This window comes from Micavibrio aeruginosavorus EPB, from assembly GCF_000348745.1.
Lineage (GTDB): Bacteria > Pseudomonadota > Alphaproteobacteria > Micavibrionales > Micavibrionaceae > Micavibrio > Micavibrio aeruginosavorus_A.
On the sequence record NC_020812.1, the window covers coordinates 1 to 17,372 of the forward strand.

At 57.0% G+C, this 17,372-nt stretch carries 21 protein-coding genes; 9 read left to right on the plus strand and 12 right to left on the minus strand.

Translation table 11 applies throughout. From position 1 onward, the window contains the following. Positions 1 to 214: 214 nt before the first annotated feature. The 3 genes from hemE to hemJ are packed head-to-tail and all read left to right on the plus strand — an operon-like array spanning position 215 to position 2,856. Positions 215 to 1,309, plus strand: a complete 1,095-nt coding sequence (gene hemE / locus A11S_RS00005; protein WP_015466406.1) for a uroporphyrinogen decarboxylase — start codon at positions 215 to 217, stop codon at positions 1,307 to 1,309. Between the two features lie 5 nt (positions 1,310 to 1,314). Continuing rightward, on the plus strand, positions 1,315 to 2,409 hold the full coding sequence (hemH, locus tag A11S_RS00010) for a ferrochelatase (protein ID WP_015466407.1): 1,095 nt from the start codon (positions 1,315 to 1,317) through the stop codon (positions 2,407 to 2,409). Continuing rightward, positions 2,410 to 2,856 carry a protoporphyrinogen oxidase HemJ gene (gene hemJ / locus A11S_RS00015; protein ID WP_015466408.1) on the plus strand — a complete coding sequence of 149 codons (447 nt, stop codon included), beginning with the start codon at positions 2,410 to 2,412 and terminating at the stop codon, positions 2,854 to 2,856. It begins immediately after the preceding gene. A gap of 23 nt (positions 2,857 to 2,879) precedes the next feature. Here the strand turns inward: hemJ and A11S_RS00020 are convergent, their stop codons facing one another. Continuing rightward, the gene (locus tag A11S_RS00020) at positions 2,880 to 3,524 is read right to left on the minus strand and encodes a hypothetical protein (RefSeq protein ID WP_015466409.1); all 645 of its coding nucleotides are present in this window, start codon (positions 3,522 to 3,524) and stop codon (positions 2,880 to 2,882) included. Positions 3,525 to 3,984: 460 nt separating this feature from the next. Between A11S_RS00020 and rho the strand changes: the two genes are divergently transcribed. Both rho and A11S_RS00030 read left to right on the plus strand, forming a co-directional pair. Beyond that, positions 3,985 to 5,241, plus strand: coding sequence for a transcription termination factor Rho (gene rho / locus A11S_RS00025; RefSeq protein WP_014101577.1), 1,257 nt, complete (start codon positions 3,985 to 3,987; stop codon positions 5,239 to 5,241). 330 nt (positions 5,242 to 5,571) lie between these two features. Next, on the plus strand, positions 5,572 to 6,048 hold the full coding sequence (locus tag A11S_RS00030) for a hypothetical protein (protein WP_148285070.1): 477 nt from the start codon (positions 5,572 to 5,574) through the stop codon (positions 6,046 to 6,048). Here the strand turns inward: A11S_RS00030 and A11S_RS00035 are convergent. The 9 genes from A11S_RS00035 to A11S_RS00075 all read right to left on the minus strand — a co-directional run bounded on the left by A11S_RS00035 (position 6,045) and on the right by A11S_RS00075 (position 12,683). Beyond that, a complete protein-coding gene (locus A11S_RS00035) occupies positions 6,045 to 6,521 on the minus strand; it encodes a hypothetical protein (protein ID WP_015466412.1) in 477 nt (158 codons plus the stop codon). The genes A11S_RS00030 and A11S_RS00035 overlap by 4 nt on opposite strands. Next, positions 6,521 to 7,135 carry a hypothetical protein gene (locus A11S_RS00040; RefSeq protein WP_015466413.1) on the minus strand — a complete coding sequence of 205 codons (615 nt, stop codon included), beginning with the start codon at positions 7,133 to 7,135 and terminating at the stop codon, positions 6,521 to 6,523. The genes A11S_RS00035 and A11S_RS00040 overlap by 1 nt, the downstream gene beginning before the upstream one ends. 11 nt (positions 7,136 to 7,146) lie before the next feature. Then, positions 7,147 to 7,557: a hypothetical protein gene (locus A11S_RS00045; RefSeq protein ID WP_015466414.1), complete on the minus strand. Its 411-nt coding sequence runs from the start codon at positions 7,555 to 7,557 to the stop codon at positions 7,147 to 7,149. Then, positions 7,558 to 7,995, minus strand: coding sequence for a hypothetical protein (locus A11S_RS00050; protein ID WP_015466415.1), 438 nt, complete (start codon positions 7,993 to 7,995; stop codon positions 7,558 to 7,560). Positions 7,996 to 8,090: 95 nt separating this feature from the next. Beyond that, the gene (locus tag A11S_RS00055; RefSeq protein ID WP_015466416.1) at positions 8,091 to 8,801 is read right to left on the minus strand and encodes a hypothetical protein; all 711 of its coding nucleotides are present in this window, start codon (positions 8,799 to 8,801) and stop codon (positions 8,091 to 8,093) included. A gap of 8 nt (positions 8,802 to 8,809) precedes the next feature. After that, complete coding sequence (locus A11S_RS00060) at positions 8,810 to 9,274, minus strand: hypothetical protein (protein WP_015466417.1); 465 nt, start codon at positions 9,272 to 9,274, stop codon at positions 8,810 to 8,812. A 6-nt stretch (positions 9,275 to 9,280) separates the two neighbouring features. Further along, positions 9,281 to 10,093 carry a hypothetical protein gene (locus tag A11S_RS00065; RefSeq protein WP_015466418.1) on the minus strand — a complete coding sequence of 271 codons (813 nt, stop codon included), beginning with the start codon at positions 10,091 to 10,093 and terminating at the stop codon, positions 9,281 to 9,283. Positions 10,094 to 10,202: 109 nt separating this feature from the next. Beyond that, positions 10,203 to 11,963 (minus strand): hypothetical protein, encoded by a 1,761-nt coding sequence (locus tag A11S_RS00070; RefSeq protein WP_015466419.1) that lies wholly within the window; start codon positions 11,961 to 11,963, stop codon positions 10,203 to 10,205. Positions 11,964 to 11,972: 9 nt separating this feature from the next. Further along, positions 11,973 to 12,683, minus strand: a complete 711-nt coding sequence (locus A11S_RS00075; protein ID WP_015466420.1) for a dienelactone hydrolase family protein — start codon at positions 12,681 to 12,683, stop codon at positions 11,973 to 11,975. A gap of 169 nt (positions 12,684 to 12,852) precedes the next feature. Between A11S_RS00075 and A11S_RS00080 the strand changes: the two genes are divergently transcribed. From A11S_RS00080 to mnmE, 3 genes are all read left to right on the plus strand, one after another. Then, positions 12,853 to 13,701 carry a hypothetical protein gene (locus A11S_RS00080; protein WP_015466421.1) on the plus strand — a complete coding sequence of 283 codons (849 nt, stop codon included), beginning with the start codon at positions 12,853 to 12,855 and terminating at the stop codon, positions 13,699 to 13,701. A gap of 88 nt (positions 13,702 to 13,789) precedes the next feature. Next, positions 13,790 to 14,101, plus strand: a complete 312-nt coding sequence (locus A11S_RS00085) for a DUF6489 family protein (RefSeq protein ID WP_015466422.1) — start codon at positions 13,790 to 13,792, stop codon at positions 14,099 to 14,101. A 9-nt stretch (positions 14,102 to 14,110) separates the two neighbouring features. Beyond that, positions 14,111 to 15,466 (plus strand): tRNA uridine-5-carboxymethylaminomethyl(34) synthesis GTPase MnmE, encoded by a 1,356-nt coding sequence (gene mnmE / locus A11S_RS00090; RefSeq protein ID WP_015466423.1) that lies wholly within the window; start codon positions 14,111 to 14,113, stop codon positions 15,464 to 15,466. Here the strand turns inward: mnmE and A11S_RS00095 are convergent, their stop codons facing one another. Further along, the gene (locus A11S_RS00095) at positions 15,467 to 16,039 is read right to left on the minus strand and encodes a hypothetical protein (RefSeq protein WP_015466424.1); all 573 of its coding nucleotides are present in this window, start codon (positions 16,037 to 16,039) and stop codon (positions 15,467 to 15,469) included. A 22-nt stretch (positions 16,040 to 16,061) separates the two neighbouring features. Then, the gene (locus A11S_RS00100) at positions 16,062 to 16,709 is read right to left on the minus strand and encodes a hypothetical protein (RefSeq protein WP_015466425.1); all 648 of its coding nucleotides are present in this window, start codon (positions 16,707 to 16,709) and stop codon (positions 16,062 to 16,064) included. Between the two features lie 148 nt (positions 16,710 to 16,857). Between A11S_RS00100 and A11S_RS00105 the strand changes: the two genes are divergently transcribed. Then, on the plus strand, positions 16,858 to 17,355 hold the full coding sequence (locus A11S_RS00105; protein ID WP_015466426.1) for a hypothetical protein: 498 nt from the start codon (positions 16,858 to 16,860) through the stop codon (positions 17,353 to 17,355). Positions 17,356 to 17,372 lie beyond the last annotated feature (17 nt).

Sequence of the window (17,372 nt, forward strand, 5' to 3'; positions counted from 1 at the left end):
GCTGGAGTCGGGGATGGAATCGTTACCAAAGCGTTAATACAGCCATTGGCGTGTTAATACCCTTGTGAATAAGTCGCGGGATAGAATGCAATCCCCATAATTCACAGGCCCTACTATCTACTAAAACCCTTTTAAATTTCTTTATTAAAGTTATTGTTCACCCGATTGGACGACCTTGAGCCAAGCCCGAAATCTCAAAAAAGCAAGCGAGCCGATGAACAGCCAGACCCAGACACAGAACAGCCGTTTGCCGGGCCAAGGAAAGCCGCTGATCCGTGCGTTGACCGGTCAGGCGCAAACCATACCTCCGATGTGGCTCATGCGACAGGCGGGCCGTTATTTGCCCGAGTACCGCACATTGCGACAGCAAGCGGGTGGGTTTCTGGATCTGGTTTACAATCCAACCTTTGCGGCGGAGGTGACGATCCAGCCCATTCGCCGGTTCGGGATGGATGCCGCGATTTTGTTTTCCGACATTCTGGTTATTCCGCAGGCGCTGGGCCAGCATCTGGAATTTCGTGAAGGGGATGGGCCGCGCCTGAACCCGATCCGGTCCGCGGCGGAGATGGCGCCGCTGTCCTTTGCCAATTTTGAAAAAACCTTGTCCCCGATTTACGAAACCATTCGCACCGTGCGGTCCCAGCTGGACCGTGAGGGATTTGCGGATACGGCGTTGATCGGCTTTGCGGGCGCGCCGTGGACGATTGCGTGCTACATGGTCGATGGCGGTGGGTCGCGCGATTTTGCCGAAACGAAAAAATGGGCCTATGGCGATCCCGACGGATTTGGCCGCTTGATTGATTTGATTACCGAAGCCACCGCCGCGTATCTGATCCAGCAGATCGATCATGGCGCGGAAGCGGTGCAATTGTTCGACAGTTGGGCCGGGGCCTGTGACGAGGGTTTGTTCCGTCGGTATTGCATTCAGCCCGCGAAAACCATCGTGAATTTGATCCGGGCGTCGCACCCGGACGTTCCAATCATTGGCTTTCCGCGGCAGGCGGGACGATTGGCGCTGGATTACGTGCAGGGCACGGGCGTGAATGCCATTGGGATTGATCAAATGATTCCGACGCGCTGGGCCGCGCAAAGTTTGCAACCGCTGGCGTGCGTGCAGGGCAATCTGGACCCGGTCTGTTTGCTGACCGGTGGGGATGCGATGCGCGAAAACGTGCAATCCATTCTGGACAATCTGGCGGGCGGGCCGTTCGTGTTCAATCTGGGTCATGGCATCATCAAGGAAACGCCGCCGGATCATGTGGCGCAACTGGTTGCGATGGTGCGTGAATATTCAACAGGCAAAGCGTAAAGACCATGACACAGGAAAAAATCGCCGTTGTTTTGTTTAATCTGGGCGGGCCGGACAAGGCGGAATCCATTCGCCCGTTCCTGCTGAATTTCTTCATGGATAAAAACATTATCCGCGCGCCGTTGCCGATCCGCGCGCTGATTGCGCGGTCCATTGCGAATAAACGCACGAAGAATGAGGCCGGAACATCATACGGTTTTATGGGCGGGCGATCCCCCTTGCTGGAAAACACGCAAAAACAGGCCGATGCCCTGCAAAATCATCTGCAGCAGACGCAGGGCGCGAAAGATTGGAAATGCTTTATCGCCATGCGCTATTGGCATCCGATGAGTGATGAAACCGCGCGCGCCGTGGCCGCGTATAATCCGGACCGCATCGTTCTGGTGCCGCTCTATCCGCAATTTTCAACCACCACGACATGGTCGTCATTGCAGCAATGGCGCAAGGCCGCGGACGCAATCGGGCTGGATAAACCGGAAAGCCTGTTGTGTTGCTATCCGACCGAAGACGGGTTTGTGCAAACATCCGCCAAACATGTGCGCGCCGCGTATGATGCCGCGATTGCCGACGGACACACGCCCCGCATTTTATTTTCCGCCCACGGGTTGCCGGAAATTGTTGTGAAGGACGGCGATCCGTATCAATGGCAATGCGAACAAACCGCCGCAGCGATTGCGCGCGCCGCTGGATTGGAGAACGCGGATTGGATGTCGTGTTACCAAAGCCGCGTTGGCCGCCTGAAATGGATTGGCCCATCCACGGATGAAGCGTTGGAACAAGCGGGCCGCGATAAGGTCGGCGTAATTGTTTATCCGCACGCCTTTGTCAGCGAACATGTGGAAACATTGGTTGAAATCGAAATTGAATATCGCCACAAGGCGGATGAATTGGGTCTGCCCTATTTCGCCCGCGTGCCCACCGTGATGGATGCGCCCGATTTTATTGCCGGGCTGGCCCGACAAATTGATCTGCGCTTGAACGGCGAAAAAATTGCCGCGCACGACAACCAAAAATCCATCTGCCCGGCGGAATTTTCGCAATGCTGCCAGCGGCGCGGGCAAGATCTCGTCAACTGCAAACATCAACAGAAAGCCGCATAAATGGCATCCTTCCTGCTGACCTATTACCTTTGGATCAAAGCCCTGCATATCATCGCGATTATCGCGTGGATGGCGGGCATGCTGTATCTGCCGCGCCTTTACGTTTATCACGCCGAAGCGCCCAAGGGATCGGACAAGAGTGAAACATTCAAGGTGATGGAGCGCCGCTTGCTGCGCTTTATCATGAATCCGGCGATGATTGCGTCACTGGTCTTTGGTGTTCTGATGATCTGGGCCAACCCGGATTTGATGAAACAGGGATGGATGCATGCCAAGCTGGGCTTGATTGTTTTGATGTTTGGCTTGCACGGCGTATTTTCAAAATGGCGCAAAGTGTTTGAGCGCGATGAAAACACCCGGTCCGCGAAATTTTATAAAATCTGGAACGAAGCCCCGACCCTTTTGATGATCATCATTGTGATTATGGCGGTGGCGGAGCCGTTTTAAAGGGGCCGTTTTAAACGATCCGTTTAATGAATGCGCAAAACCGGGGTGAGATCATCCCGGTTTTTGTTTGTGGCACAAAGGGCGGCGCGAATTTCATTGACGCCGTAATGAACAACGCTGCGATCATCCTTCGGGGCGCTGGCCAGGTCCCAGATATGCGCATAAAGATCCGCCGCACCCGCGTAGGTTTTCGTGGCCGGCAGTTGCAGCAACAATTGCGGATCGTTGTCCAACATGAAGCGGGCGGCATCCTGAAACGTTTCGCTTAAGGGGTCATGATGGCCGGGGTCGGTATTATCAACCACCAGCCCACGGTCATTCGCCACCTCCTGCAACAGCACCAGCAAGGCGGGCAGGGTGCGGGCGCGAATGGTCAGGGCGGCGGCCTCGATGATCAGGTCCCGGGGGTTATTGCGCACGCTGGCATAATCATTCATGCCGTGCAGGATGCGGAATATGGCATGGCGCAGCGGGCGGCCGGTTTTGTCCGTGGCGTTGCCCGGCGTCGCCGTCAGGGCGTAGCGCCCGGCTTGGTCAATGTCCTGGCGCAGGGACAGGGCATCCGTTCCGGCGAGGACGGCCAGCACGCGCGCGAAGTCCAGCGCCAGCATGCCAAAGGCCTGGGCGTCCGGGGTCGGTGGAGAAGAGGGCGCGTCCATCGTAACCATGATCAGAATACTCCTTGAAAATATTATGGGAACTATGGCGATGCGGGCCCGGCCTGTCAACAAAAACCACCAGAAAAAGGCCGGAAGGCGGGTGTGGGGCGATGCGGGCGGCATAAAAACTTGACGCACCTGCCTCTTTTGGGTATAAAAGCCCTGTCTTTGACGACTATATCCCACACATTGCCGGTTTTTTTGGAACGCCCGCCACGACGAACAGCCTTGGGCCGCCCGCGGTAAAACCTGTGACAGAGCGCCGCGGCCATAGACAAGACGGGCCGTTTGGATGGCAGACGGGATCAAGACAAAATTAACAACCCCATGGAATAATTGAGGAACGGCAGCTCGAAAGCGCCATCAGGATCAAAACAGACCCCAGAATAATCAGGCGGGTCGCCCCATCCCCCAGACTTTCCTTTCAGAGATTTTTTCAGCTTAACCAAGCCAACAAGGTGAATATTGCATGAACCTGCAAGAACTGAAAACACGGTCCCCGGCCGAATTGCTCGCTTTCGCGGAGGAGCTGGGTCTCGATAACTGCAACACCATGCGCAAACAGGACATGATGTTTGCCATTTTGAAGCAGCTGGCCGAGGAAGGGGTGCCCATCGCCGGGGCGGGGGTTTTGGAAGTGCTGCAGGACGGGTTCGGGTTCCTGCGCTCCCCGGAAGAAAACTATTTGCCTGGCCCGGACGATATTTACGTTTCCCCCTCCCAAGTGCGCCGTTTCGGCCTGCGGACCGGGGATATTGTTGAGGGTGAAATTCGCGCCCCGAAAGATTCCGAACGCTACTTCGCCCTTCTCAAGGTCGGCTCGATCAACGGGGAGGCCCCGGAAAAGATCCGCCACCGCATCAACTTCGACAACCTGACCCCGCTCTATCCGGAACGGAAAATCAAGCTGGAACTGGCTGATCCGACGAAAAAGGGCATGTCCCAGCGTGTGATCGAACTGGTTAGCCCGCTGGGCTTTGGCCAGCGTGCCTTGATCGTGGCCCCGCCGCGGACCGGTAAAACCGTTTTGATGCAGGACATTGCCCATTCCATCGCCACCAACCACCCGGATGCGTATCTGATCGTTCTGCTGATCGACGAGCGCCCGGAAGAGGTGACGGACATGGCCCGCTCGGTCCGGGGTGAGGTTATTTCCTCCACCTTCGACGAACCGGCGGCCCGCCACGTTCAGGTGGCCGAGATGGTCATGGAAAAAGCCAAGCGTCTGGTCGAACACAAACGCGATGTGATTATCCTGCTGGATTCCATCACCCGTCTGGCCCGTGCATACAACACCGTTGTGCCGTCATCGGGTAAAGTTCTGACCGGTGGTGTGGATGCCAACGCCCTGCAACGCCCGAAACGCTTCTTCGGTGCGGCCCGTAACATTGAACAGGGTGGGTCGTTGACCATCATCGCCACGGCCCTGATCGAAACAGGCAGCCGTATGGACGAGGTTATTTTCGAAGAATTCAAAGGCACCGGTAACAGCGAGATCGTTCTGGACCGCAAGATTTCCGACAAACGCGTTTTCCCGGCCATCGACATTCAGAAATCCGGCACCCGGAAGGAAGAATTGCTGGTCGACAAGGCCACGCTGTCGAAAATGTGGGTTCTGCGTCGGATCCTCAACCCGATGGGCACCACCGATGCGGTGGAGTTCCTGATCGACAAGATGCGCGACACGAAATCGAACGACGATTTCTTCCAGGCCATGAACCAGTAGAAATTTTTTCGTTTCATCGAATTGTGAAAACGCCCCGGCAAATTCGGGGCGTTTTTTTGTTCGCGTGATTTGTGCTGTACGGTAAGTGTGCATACGGCCCTGTACATTAGGATGACACACTCTTGCCACAGGGCGCGTTAGATAAAATTATCCATTGTTTTTAATAAGTTACCAATCAATTTCGAAACGAAAGACATGGACGGCAAAGCGTTACAGGCCTTAGGATTATAGAAGGTAGTGTAGCCTTTCTTTCATTGCGCATCGTCGTTTTTGCGGCGGACTGGTTTCAGTCCGATGCGACCGGCTGCGCCTTTTTCAATGGTGGGTATCATGTCTTTGATCATTTCCAATGGGCGGATCATGCCCAAAACACGCACATTCCAAAAAACAATTCTTGCCGGACTGGCTGTCATTGTCATGCTGGCCCCGGCTTCGGCGCGGGCGTTTGAAACCAGCTCCCCGACCAATACAGAGGCGGCGGCGATTGTGCCGTTTTCCTTGAAACTGCCCTTGCCGACGGCGGATGGGTGCCTGCCGTTATTGCACAAATCGACGGGCGAAAATCCGGCCTATGCGATGGATCAGACGCGCCGGTCCCAGGGCGAGTCCGCATCGGTGTCGATTGTTGTGGGGGTGCGTTTTGCTCTGGGGTCCGAGCCCAAACGTCGTCCATCCCATCGCGCGGCCCCGGATGAAACCATGGCCTTTGGCGCATGGACGGTGCGGGATGATGGTGTTGGCAATTCGCAGGCGCTGGCCATGTCGGACTATCGCCGATGCCGGGCGCAGCTGCAGGATCAGCGTTAATCCGGCTTGGGGCCCAGTTCCCGCCGCATGACGCGTCCGGCCCCTTGTGCCATGGCAAATCCGACCAGCCCACCCACAGCGAAGACGAAGGTGCTGAGAACTGTGATCTGGCCGCGCAATCCGGAGGATTGCCCCTGTTGTTCTTGCGCCGTGCCGAGACAGGCGAGCAAGGGCCATTTATGCAGGGTGCCGTCCTGTGTGCTGGCGGCATAGCAATGGCCGATTGATGTGTGGAGCGGGCCTTCTTGTTCAAATTCAAGCCGGGCTTGGACGCGGCGATAATCGGCCTCGGTGCCGTGTGTTTCAGAAAAGCGATCGGCAAAATTCTGGATCTGCGCGGCGGCCGACCAGTGATCCATCAAAGGCGGTACACCATGGGCCAAACCCATGACTGCGGCGCTGGCCGACACGCCGAGGACGAAATTGCCAATGGCCTTGAAACGAAAGGCGCGACGAAGCGATACAGGGTCCATTAGAGGGGGCCTTTTAACGTGTTTTCAACTTTGGCTTTTAGCGTTTTATACTCGGTCTGTAGCGCATTGATGGCCTGTTGATCGGCCTTGTTCCGGCGATAGGCGCCGGGCAGGCCATATAGCGACATCACCATCAGGACGCCCAGAAACCAAGTGCTCGGGTCGCGTACAATGCGGTCTTTCACCTGCACCCGATCCCGCACGGGGTCATAGTTTTTCAGGCATTTCAGGGCCGCATCACCATCCAGAACAAAAACAGTGTCGGCGGATGTCTGTGTGGTGTTTTGGTCCATGCAGGCCTTGTCCCGGGCCGTGGGGGCAAGCTGTTTTTGCAGATTGGTGTAAGCGGTATAATCGCGCGCACTGGCGGCAAAGGCCGCCATAAAGGTGCCGTCGGCATTCCGGATGTTTTCATTCGCGGTTTTATCGACGACGCCTTTGATGCCAAGTGCAAACACAATTGGCAAAACGGCGGTGATCAGGGCGAATTTGTTGAAATTGGTCCGCAAGGATGTGCGGCGGTTGATCTCGGTGCGCAATTCACGAACCCGCGCATAATCGGCGCGCAGGGATGGGATGTCGTCATGGCCATGATCGGGTGGTGTGCTGGACATTGCGGTCGGCCTTATCGTTGCGGCGTCAGGGGTTTGAATGTGTCGACAGGCACGTCGAGCAGGGCGGCTTTTTCCACCATGTTGGCCTGGTATTGCGCATCACCGTTTTTAACGGCCGCTTTAGTCTTTTGCTGTTTGACGAAAAACACCGCTGCGGTGAAGGCGAAGAACAGCGTCATGCTGCCAAAGGTTGGGCCGACCATGGGTTCGGCGTCACTGCCCTTGGCCCCGTTATAGGCCCCAAATGTTGCAGCGATGGAAGCCCCGGTGATGGCGGCGGTGGCCGGCGTCATCTTGCTGTAGAGGGCCAGCTTGCGCATGCGGGTTTCATGCTGGCGGATTTGCGCATTCAGAACGTCCAGCCGGTCGATGGCGGCGGAGAAATCAATATCGGTGTCGTCCGTATTGTGACTGTCGGTCATTTAGAAATCCTGATGCGTATGGGCTTTGATGCGGGCGTGCAGAACGTTGTGACGCTGCGCGTTGGCCTGATAGGCGGGCATGGCTTGATCGACATTCTGTCGCAGGGTTTTGGCTTTATACAGCAAGGCGGTCGCGCACAGGGCGAAGACGAGGCTGACCGACCCCGTGACGGCCAGGAACCCATCTTTGGTATCGTTTGCGGTCAGGCGCGCGTGCACGGTTTCGCTGTAAAACGGTGCGGCCCCGGCGGCGGCGGCCAAGCCACAGACCGCGAGCGATACAATCCCGTTGGTTTTGCATTCAAAGCGGCGGCGCTCCAGTTTTGCCAGCGCCGTGAACCCTTCACGCAGGGTTTTGATTTCGGCCAGATCGCGCTGCAAATCCTGCATCGCGGCGGCGTGGTCCGGTTTGGTGTAGGCGGGTTGATCCTGTTCCATGGTCTCGTCCTTGGTTTTATTTTTCAGCGTGAGACGGCCCGTACCCTAGGGCTGGAGCGGTTGACCGTCAAGGGAAAGCATATATTAGGGAAACGTTATCGTTCGAGTTTCGGCAAGGCCCGCTGGGGCAGGAGCGAGGGCAGGGGTTCGCCGTCATAAAGCGGATTGTTGCGGATGGCTTTCGATTGTTTGTGATGAGAGCGGATCTTGTTCCAGAAAATATCAGCACCCTTGTAGAGGGCCAGGCTCGACCCGACGATGCACAGCAGCCAGGCGGTGCTCAGATCCTTGTCGTCTGGCGTGTTCAGCGCGGCGATTTCATCGGCCAGACATTTTTGCACCAGTGTGCCATGGACGCTCCCGACGTCGGCGGGGTCGTTTGTATAGCGCGTCCAGCAAGCCAGACCTTCGGGCAGGGCGCGTAAATCCATCACCGCTTGTGATGTGTTGGGCAGCGGAGCGTCTGCGCCCTTGAAGGCGGCGGCCAGACTGACGATGTCGGCCTTATGCTCTGCGATGCGGATTTCTTCGGGTGTTTTATATTTGACTTTATAGGCCGCGGTTTGAAAGCCGATAACGGCCGCAGCACACAGCCCGGTTTTAGCGTAGGCGGATCGGATGGAGTTTCTGCGCTCCATATCCCATGCGAGGCTAATATCGAGGGCCAGCTTGCTGCGGGCCCATTCTGCATTTCTGGGTGCCGAAGGTTCGACCCGGACAATGATGTCGGCGGTCTCGAACGACGGATTGCGCAGCGGTTGTTCCGCACGCAGTTTGGCATAGTGGTGATAAGCTTTTTTAGCCATGGTGTAGCTTAGTCCAGTCGCGGGGCTTTGGGTGTTTGCGCATCGCGTTGTGCGATGAGGGCGGCCAGGTCTTTTTTGCTGTCCTTCCGCATCATTCCGATGAGGGCTGTTACAAGGGCGGCAGCAACAAACAAAAGCCCGGATTCCACGTAATGCGGGCCCTGTTCTGCGCCCTGTTTATGAACGTTCGCGGGGGGTGTGGTCAGCGTTTCATAAGCGCTGTATAACGCCGCGCCCAGCAAGCTGGTCGGAAGGGTGATTGATACAATACTCCCGGTAACCATGACCTTTTTCTCACTCGCGATCCGTGCCTCCAGTGTGCGCAAATCCTCTTCATCCGCGGGCGGAAGCGTGATGATGATATTGTCATCGTTCCATGTTGGAATGGTTTTTTCATCCGGCTGTACGGATGCTGTCGTATCCGCAAAGGCGGTGCGCGGGCGCGGCGGCGGTGTGCGTGAATCGGCGACCATGGCGATTTAATCCTTATCGAATGTCAGTGCGGGCTGCTTGATTTTGAACGGACCGGGCAAGGGCTGGCCGTTATATTCCGGGTTATTGACGATGAGATCGCGTTGGTGACGGATGTCCGCGCTTATCTGTTTGGTGCCGAATTTTGTAAGCACGGCTCCGACGAGGGCAATAACTGTGAAGACGGCACCAACAACGGTGTCGTTGTGATAGTCGGGGTTTGGGTCAATCAGAAAGGGGGAAAATTCATCACCCAGACATTTGTGCAATGTTGCGGTTTGAATGGTGCCGGAATCAGTTTGGGCGCTGGTGTATTTTTTCCAGCAGGCGTTACCTTCGGGTGTAGCGCGCACATCAATCACCACCTGTGCCGTGTTGTGCAGGGTGGTGTTCAAATCGGCCACGCTGTAATAGGCATCTTTCAAGCGAGATTTTTTAGCTTCGTTGTCCACCACTTGTTGTTGGAAGGCCGCCTTATGTGCGATTTCATCTGGCGTTGGAATGGTGGTGTAAAATGTAAAGCCACCAAGTGCAGCGGCTGCAGCGATACACGCGTTACCAGCGGCCAATGTGCGGGCCGTTTGGATCTGATCTGGACGGCTGTAATCATCCCAGGCGCGTTGTAACAGGATGCGATTGATCTTGCGTGTTTGTTCATCCATCGCGTCCGCAGTGGGTTCGGGCGCGGTGGTGACAATGATGTTATCACCTTCGGACCATGTTGGAATGATGGTTTGTTCGTCCGTTTGACCCTGTGCCGCGTGATCCGCAAAATCGGCGCGTCCGCGTGGGGCCGGTGATCGTTTGGGTGGGTAGCTCATTTTTGCCCCATAAATTCTTATGAAAATATTGGGGCAATATAGGGTGCTGGTGTCCGACGAGTCAATAAATTTTCATAATATTATATTAAGTAGAATTTATCTTTTAAAATCAGCGCATAAGGCCGGAAATCCACTCCGGCGTTCCGGTGCCCAGAACAAGCGTCACCCCCAAAATCACGGCCAGGGCGGCAACGGTGCAACCCCAGGCGGCCCAGCCGGTTTTTCCGGCGCGGGGCATGAATTTTTTGCGCTTGTCCGGCGGGATCATCGGGCGGACCAGATCGAGGATGCGGGCGCGGGTGACGAACCGCGCCGCATGGGTCAGGGCGTAGCCGAACAATCCGGCCCATGCGCAATCCACCACGGCGGACACGAACAAGGGCGCGGGCACCGGCGGCATCGCCGCCCAGAAGGTTCCACGCAAGCCACCCATAAACCACAGCGCATAAAATCCGCCCGTGGCGATTGTTCCGACGGCCAGCGTCATGATGCGGGACAGGCGGGTGAGGCGGGCCAGCCCCTGCGCCGATAACATCACCAGCCGTTCAATCGCATCAGCTTCAATCCCGGCGGTGTAGCGTTTGCGCACCATCGCGAAGGCTTTTTTCGGCGGCAGGGTGGCGGCGGCCAGCAGGGATGTGGCGATGATTTTTGTGCGCGCGGATTCGTGCAGGTTGTTTTTGACGCTGAACCCGTTGGCGGCCTGATGTAGGCGTTCCACGCCCGGCGCGATCAGCCGTTCCAGAAACGGCGGGAAGTGCAGCAATTCACCGTTAAACCCCAGCATCTGGCCGGATAAAACCTGATCCCCCAGCTTGAATTGGATCATGCCCCACGGCAGGCGGGCGTGATAGGGGATGATAACCTCGTCCCGGATATGTTCGGCGGTGCGCAGTTCTTTTTGCCAGGCCTGTTGTTCGTTCCCCTGCAGCACGAACAGTTCGGCGTGCCCGTCGGAGACCAGCGCCGGGCCGTATGTATCAATCATCGGCGGCAGGGCGACCGGCAGATCGTAAAGATCATAGGCAAAGCGTGTCAGGGCATCAAAGCTGACATAGGCGATATCGCTGATGCGGCCCGAGGCATTGCATTGTGCGCACCCGACGCGGCCCGTGCCGGTGCAGGGGCGGCATTTCATCTGCCCCGTTTGGTGGCAGGCTTCGCACCCAATGACGCGTTTGCCATGGCATCGGTTACAGGGCATGGGCTGGTTGGTGTTTTGATTGCGAATGGTGCCGTTGCCGTGACAGGCGGGGCAGTTCAATGTGCGTTGCCCGCGGCAGCGATGACACGGCAAACGCCCATCACCATTGCACGGCCCGCACGCCAGCTTGCCCGTCCCGCTGCAGGGATTGCAGCTGTTATGGTGCACAAAACTTTTGTTCAGACGGTCGAGTTTGATGACCAGATTATTGACGGCAAAGCCCTTGTCCGCGCGTTTTTCCAGCACGTCGATCGCGTAATTGACGATGACGCTGTTGCGTGTGGTTTTTTCAACCTCGGTCTGGATGCGCATGTGCAGGTCGGCGGTGGAGCCGACCACTTCGGCGTTGCCCTGTTTTCCGGGTACGGATTTGTGCGCGATCTGGTGACGGATTTCGAACAAGGTGCGGGCGTCGAAATTGATGATGGCCCCGTCGAATCCGTCCAGCATGACATCCTCGGCCTTGGCCCCGTTGCCATGGACCAGCGCCTTCATCCGCTTGGTGGCCAGTGCCAGAAGATGGGCATCGACCGGATCAATCTGCAACGGCTCACCCTCTGGCCCGATCATCAGGGCCAGCGTGGCATCGGTAAAGAGCGGACGGTCCGTCTGTGGATCGACGGGGCCGGTATAGGCGGGGTTTTCGTTCGGCGGCAATCCGGTCATGCGGGCGCGTTACGCCGCCGCCGATTTTTTCAGCGCTTTTTCCAGGAAATCGCGCGTGCGGCCATTGGCCAGATCGGCGGACGGAGCATCGAAATGTTCGCCATTGATGCGGGCAAAGGCATGGTTCACACCCGGATAGGAATGAATGGTAATGGCCGGGTTGGCGGACAAAGCGGATTTGATTTTCGCCTGCGCATCCTTGCTGACAAACTTGTCTTCCTCGGCGATGTGCATCAGCAGCGGGGTTTTGATGCCCTTGCCTTCGGCCAGCATGTCATCCAGACCAACGCCGTAATAGGATACGGACACATCCACTTTGCTGCGCGCGGCCATCAGGTAGGCCAGCTTGCCACCGAGGCAATACCCAACGCATCCGACATCGCCTGTGGAATGGGCGTGCCCGCGCATGGTGTGCAGCGTGGCGCGCAAATCTTCAACGCCCAGATCGACATCAAAGGCGTTGTACAGGGAAAAGGCCTTTTTCCATTCGGCTTCGGTTTTGTCGGTGATGTCGACACCCGGTTCAATGCGCCAGAACAAATCCGGGCAGACGGCCAGATAGCCCATTTCGGCCATGCGGTCGCAATGTTCGCGCATATCCGCATTCACGCCAAAAATTTCCTGAATCATGATCACGACCGGGGCCGGGGTGACGGCCGGGGTGGCGATATAGGCGGTGAAGGACTGACCGTCCTTGGTCGGAATTGTGATGGTGGGCATGGGGAAGACCTCTATTGAAATTGTTTGATTAAAAAACGACACACCCCAAGACGATACAGTGAGATCCATTGGGGGAAAAGGTGGGAATCGGGAAAAGTTTGCGCGGGGTGGATGTGAATGTTATGACATCCCCCATTCATAATCCAAACAATAGATCAGGGGCTTTTGTATGACCGATTCAGGCGCAAAAACAGAGATTGAGCAATTACAAGACGCGGTCGCACAGAGCAAAAAGCGGTGCGGACGCTTGCTGGCACTGGCCTTTGCGCTGGCCGTCGCCGGGGTTGCCGGCACCGTTTATTACGAGAATGAAATTGATAAAGCGCAAGAAGCGAACAGCAAGCTGCAACAGGATTTGCGCAAAGCCAACGATACAGCCCTTGGGGCTTTGTCCAAAGCCATTGAGAAGGCGCAGGAAAACATTCAATTGCATCGTGATCTGAACAAAAAGGCCGAGGCCAGCCAGATCGAGCAATTGGTTGTACAGGCCAATGCGATGGCCAAGGCATCGTGGGCGCTGTGTGAAAAGGAGGGGAGCAAGGGGTTCGGATTGGACAATGTTTACCATGACACAGCGGGGTACGTTGAAGGACTGGGCGGTTACACCCACCGGCAGATAACGCCCGTGGCCCAGACGTTGTCGATGGTGAATGACCTGCAGCAAAACAATATCCGGGTGGTGGAGCGTAACCTGCGCTCTCGCCTGAATCCGGTTTTGGCGCAATGGTTTAACAGCCCATCTTATGGCCAGGTTCTGGTGGTGGATGATTTGCTGTTCAGCGATGGGCAGCGGGCCGTGCGGGATTTGGTGGGTGATGTGGTGAGCGGGCGCGTCACTGTGCCGCAGGGGCAGGTTCTGGCGCTGGTGGCCGAGGAACAGGACGATCTGAAAGCGTATCCGGACGGGTATAAACTCCGCCGCGTGAATGCGCCAATCGGGGCAGAAAAGGTCACCATGACCAGCGACGATCTATCGTCTTATCGTGTGAAAATCCTTCCGCATCCATGCCCGCAATAAAAACGGCCTTTTCTTTGGCGGTTTAATCTCTATCCTGTCAAAGCGGCTCCCACGGGGCCGCTTTGATCGCTTTTGAAAGGATACGGCCATGAAAGTCGAGTTGGAGATTGAGTGCACGCCGGAAGAAGCCCGTGCGTTTTTTGGATTGCCCAACATTGCGCCTATGCAGGACCGCATGATGAAGGAAATGGAAGACCGGATCCTTGAAAATATCCGCAATCTGGACCCGGAAACATTGATCAACACATGGATGCCCATGACGATCAACAACTGGAACGAAATGCAGAAAATGTTCTGGTCGCAGATGGGGCAATCGATGCCGAATATGCCCGGTATGCCGGGGTTTGGGACAGCCGCGACCAGCGACGAAAAATCCAAAAAGACATCCAAAGACAAATAAAACCCGGCCATGACGACATCGCATTCCGATACGATTTTCGCCCTTGCCACACCCCCCGGACGGGGTGGGGTGGCGGTGGTGCGCGTGTCGGGACCGTTGGCGCATCAATCGGCGCGGGTGATTGCAGGCGACAAACCGCTGACCCCGCGTATGACCGTGGTGCGCATGGTGCGGGATCCCAACAGTGGCGCGGTGATCGACCACGCCATGGTGATCGGTTTTCAGGGCCCCGCCAGCTTCACCGGCGAAGACGTGGTGGAATACCATCTGCATGGCGGCCCGGCGGTGGTGCGGGCCATGCTGGACGCATTGAAAACACAGGCCGGACACCGCATGGCCGAGCCGGGGGAATTTACCCGCCGCGCCTTTGAAAACGGCAAGATGGATTTAACCGCCGCCGAAGCCATTGCGGATTTGATCCATGCCGAAACACAATTGCAGGCGCAACAGGCTTTGCGCCAGATGGATGGGGCGCTGTCCAGTCTGTATGAAGGCTGGCGCGATCAACTCAAACGGGCCTTGGCGCATTTGGAAGCCGATCTGGATTTCCCGGATGAGGATTTGCCCGACGGTGTCGCGGCACAGGTAACACCCGTCATTCTTGATCTGATCGAAGATGTGCAGGACCATTTGAACGACAACCGCCGCGGCGAACGGCTGCGTGATGGTATTCAAATTGCCGTCATTGGCGCGCCCAATGCGGGCAAATCATCACTGGTCAATGCGCTGGCCAAGCGCGATGTGGCGATTGTATCTGATCAGGCGGGCACCACCCGTGATGTGATTGAGGTGCATCTGGATCTCAACGGCTATCCGGTCATTCTGGCCGACACGGCGGGCCTGCGCCCCGATCAGATCGGCACAAGTGGCGCCGATGCGATTGAGGGCGAGGGCATTCGCCGCGCCCTGCAACGGGCCGAAAGTGCGGATATTCGTATGCTGGTGTTCGATGCCACGGACGACACGCTGGATCGCCACACACTGGGTCTGGTGGATGAAAATTGCATCATTGTGGCGAACAAGGCGGACACGCAAGGTGCACGCCCCGTTGATATCACGGGCTACACGGCGATCGATGTATCCGCTCGCACAGGCCAGGGTATGGATGGATTGATCAATGCCATGATTGAACGGCTGGAGCAGGTGGTGGGCCGCCGTGAGGCCCCGTCATTAACCCGCGCGCGTCACCGCGATGCGTTGGAACAATGCCACGATCATTTGACGCGGGCGCTGGCCGCACCATTGCCGGAATTGATGGCAGAGGATGTACGGCTGGCCTTACGCGCGCTGGGCCGCATCACGGGCCGCGTTGATGTTGAAGATTTGCTCGATGTTATTTTCCGCGATTTTTGTATCGGGAAATAATTACGGTTTTACGCCCGTCTGAAAGCAATAAGCCGGCACGTTCTGTTCCCGCATAAAACGCAGGAAGTCCTGAGCCGTCTCGCCCTCACAATTCTTTGACGTCATTTCATAGACCAGCGTGTCTTTATCCAGCGTGGCGGTCGGTGTGGATTCATCGGGGCCGCTGACCACCGCATTGAAAATGGTGTCCAGGCTGGGGGTGGCTGTGAGCACGGCGGCATAAAGCGCCATGGCGGCGGCATGGCCGGCCATATGGGACGGACCGTGATTTTTGACGAAGAGTTTGTTGTTCTCGCGAAACTCATGCTGGGCGCGGCCCGCGCGATAAGTCACATAACCACATGTGGCGGCGAGGCTGGCGGTTACGCCGGCGGCGGCGAAGGCCAGCACGGGTGTTATACCACCCAGCATGCCCAGCATCAGGGAAAGGGCTCCGCCATTGATCACGATGGGCGTAATGGCAAAGGCCGACGCAACGCCAACGACCATCAGGGCACCGCTGGTCACGCCCATCGAGAATGAGGCCAGTGCGTTGCTGTTTAAAAAATCGCGGGTTTTTTTGATCAGGGTCATTGGTTTTTTCTCTCTTGAAAAACTACGGAACAAATTTCGGCAGGCAGATGAAAGCGGTTTTTTGATCCACCATAAAACGCTCAAGCTCTTTCGCGCTTTCGCTGTCACAATCTTTCGACTCCAGCACATAGACCAAATGATCCGACGGGCCGGAAACATCGGTTTCATCGGTGTTTGTGTGATCGTCTTGCGGCGCGGCCTGTTGCGTATTGCGGGGCGCGTCAATCTGTGTGGCGGTGTTTTTTTGCGCGACCGTGTTGAAGGCGGCTTTGATGGGTGCCGGGATCATGTGGGGTGCGGCGTGCGTTAATCCGAACGCGAGAGCGGTCGGGGCCAGAACAGCGCCCACCATCTTGGTCACGCCATAACCCGGTACGGCGTTATATGCGGCGGCGGCGCGTTTGCAGGCATATTGCCCCAGCGCGAGCGACCCGCATGTTGTGGCGGCCACGGCGGCAAATGTGCCGAAGAAAGCGAGGGAGGATTGTGTGGCCAGATGCACACCAATCGACGCCCAAATCCCGATTGCGCCGCCGACAAAGGCAAAGATCACCAGCGGAACGCCAGCGGCGATCAGTAAACCGGCCTTGGCCCCTTTGATCAGGGCTTGGCCATCGTGTGTCGTGGGCTGAGTGTTCTGGGGTGTCTTCTGGGGCATATTCTGGGGCATGGGGCCTGTCCAAAAATTAAAAATGACAGCCGGGGTTATAGGCGCAGGGTGCGACCCTGTCCAGAAAAATATTCCCATAATTCTTGACGCTGGGATTGCGCGGAGGGTATAAGCGGGGGACTTGGAACGCGACCGAAAGGGGTCTTCGATGATTTTTGTTTTACACCGCCTGTTCACCCGCAAGGGATTCGAAGGCTATAGCGCGGCCCATCATTACAGTGACGTGGCAATTGGCGCCATGGCGGCGACCACGCTGGCGATCAAAGCGCTGGGCGAGGGGGATGTGGGTTCAGCCCAAACCGCTTTTGAAACGGCGGCCTATCTGGGGGCGGCGGTTGGCGCGGCGACCGCGTGGCGCACGGCCCTGATCAGTGAACAGGGCAAAGTGCGGGCTGGTCGTTTTGGGGTTCAGTTTCTGGCTGGCTCTGTGCTGGCCGCGGCCATGGCGTCGGGGATGAGTGCGTTGGCCGAAGGGGCGGACGCAGGGCACAAGCAACAGGCGCGCCTTCTGGCACAATGGGACATGATGCAGGCCAAGCAGCAGAACCCGTTGCATGTCTGCGCCCCTCGGGTCAGTGGGCCGGAGCGTGTCTTTTCGGTCTTGAAATGTGACACAACCCCGTTTCCCCGGACATGGGCGCTTTAAGCGGTTTCGCATCAGCA

What these genes read in the sequence shown, in the direction of transcription:
- A11S_RS00080 (WP_015466421.1), top strand. Translation starts at nt 12,853, where the DNA reads ATGACCGATTCAGGCGCAAAAACAGAGATTGAGCAATTACAAGACGCG.
- A11S_RS00070 (WP_015466419.1), bottom strand. Translation starts at nt 11,963, where the DNA reads ATGACCGGATTGCCGCCGAACGAAAACCCCGCCTATACCGGCCCCGTC.
- hemE (WP_015466406.1), top strand. Translation starts at nt 215, where the DNA reads ATGAACAGCCAGACCCAGACACAGAACAGCCGTTTGCCGGGCCAAGGA.
- A11S_RS00060 (WP_015466417.1), bottom strand. Translation starts at nt 9,274, where the DNA reads ATGGTCGCCGATTCACGCACACCGCCGCCGCGCCCGCGCACCGCCTTT.
- rho (WP_014101577.1), top strand. Translation starts at nt 3,985, where the DNA reads ATGAACCTGCAAGAACTGAAAACACGGTCCCCGGCCGAATTGCTCGCT.
- hemJ (WP_015466408.1), top strand. Translation starts at nt 2,410, where the DNA reads ATGGCATCCTTCCTGCTGACCTATTACCTTTGGATCAAAGCCCTGCAT.
- A11S_RS00030 (WP_148285070.1), top strand. Translation starts at nt 5,572, where the DNA reads ATGTCTTTGATCATTTCCAATGGGCGGATCATGCCCAAAACACGCACA.
- A11S_RS00045 (WP_015466414.1), bottom strand. Translation starts at nt 7,557, where the DNA reads ATGACCGACAGTCACAATACGGACGACACCGATATTGATTTCTCCGCC.
- A11S_RS00065 (WP_015466418.1), bottom strand. Translation starts at nt 10,093, where the DNA reads ATGAGCTACCCACCCAAACGATCACCGGCCCCACGCGGACGCGCCGAT.
- A11S_RS00040 (WP_015466413.1), bottom strand. Translation starts at nt 7,135, where the DNA reads ATGTCCAGCACACCACCCGATCATGGCCATGACGACATCCCATCCCTG.
- A11S_RS00055 (WP_015466416.1), bottom strand. Translation starts at nt 8,801, where the DNA reads ATGGCTAAAAAAGCTTATCACCACTATGCCAAACTGCGTGCGGAACAA.
- A11S_RS00020 (WP_015466409.1), bottom strand. Translation starts at nt 3,524, where the DNA reads ATGGTTACGATGGACGCGCCCTCTTCTCCACCGACCCCGGACGCCCAG.
- A11S_RS00100 (WP_015466425.1), bottom strand. Translation starts at nt 16,709, where the DNA reads ATGCCCCAGAATATGCCCCAGAAGACACCCCAGAACACTCAGCCCACG.
- A11S_RS00085 (WP_015466422.1), top strand. Translation starts at nt 13,790, where the DNA reads ATGAAAGTCGAGTTGGAGATTGAGTGCACGCCGGAAGAAGCCCGTGCG.
- A11S_RS00105 (WP_015466426.1), top strand. Translation starts at nt 16,858, where the DNA reads ATGATTTTTGTTTTACACCGCCTGTTCACCCGCAAGGGATTCGAAGGC.
- mnmE (WP_015466423.1), top strand. Translation starts at nt 14,111, where the DNA reads ATGACGACATCGCATTCCGATACGATTTTCGCCCTTGCCACACCCCCC.
- A11S_RS00035 (WP_015466412.1), bottom strand. Translation starts at nt 6,521, where the DNA reads ATGGACCCTGTATCGCTTCGTCGCGCCTTTCGTTTCAAGGCCATTGGC.
- hemH (WP_015466407.1), top strand. Translation starts at nt 1,315, where the DNA reads ATGACACAGGAAAAAATCGCCGTTGTTTTGTTTAATCTGGGCGGGCCG.
- A11S_RS00075 (WP_015466420.1), bottom strand. Translation starts at nt 12,683, where the DNA reads ATGCCCACCATCACAATTCCGACCAAGGACGGTCAGTCCTTCACCGCC.
- A11S_RS00050 (WP_015466415.1), bottom strand. Translation starts at nt 7,995, where the DNA reads ATGGAACAGGATCAACCCGCCTACACCAAACCGGACCACGCCGCCGCG.
- A11S_RS00095 (WP_015466424.1), bottom strand. Translation starts at nt 16,039, where the DNA reads ATGACCCTGATCAAAAAAACCCGCGATTTTTTAAACAGCAACGCACTG.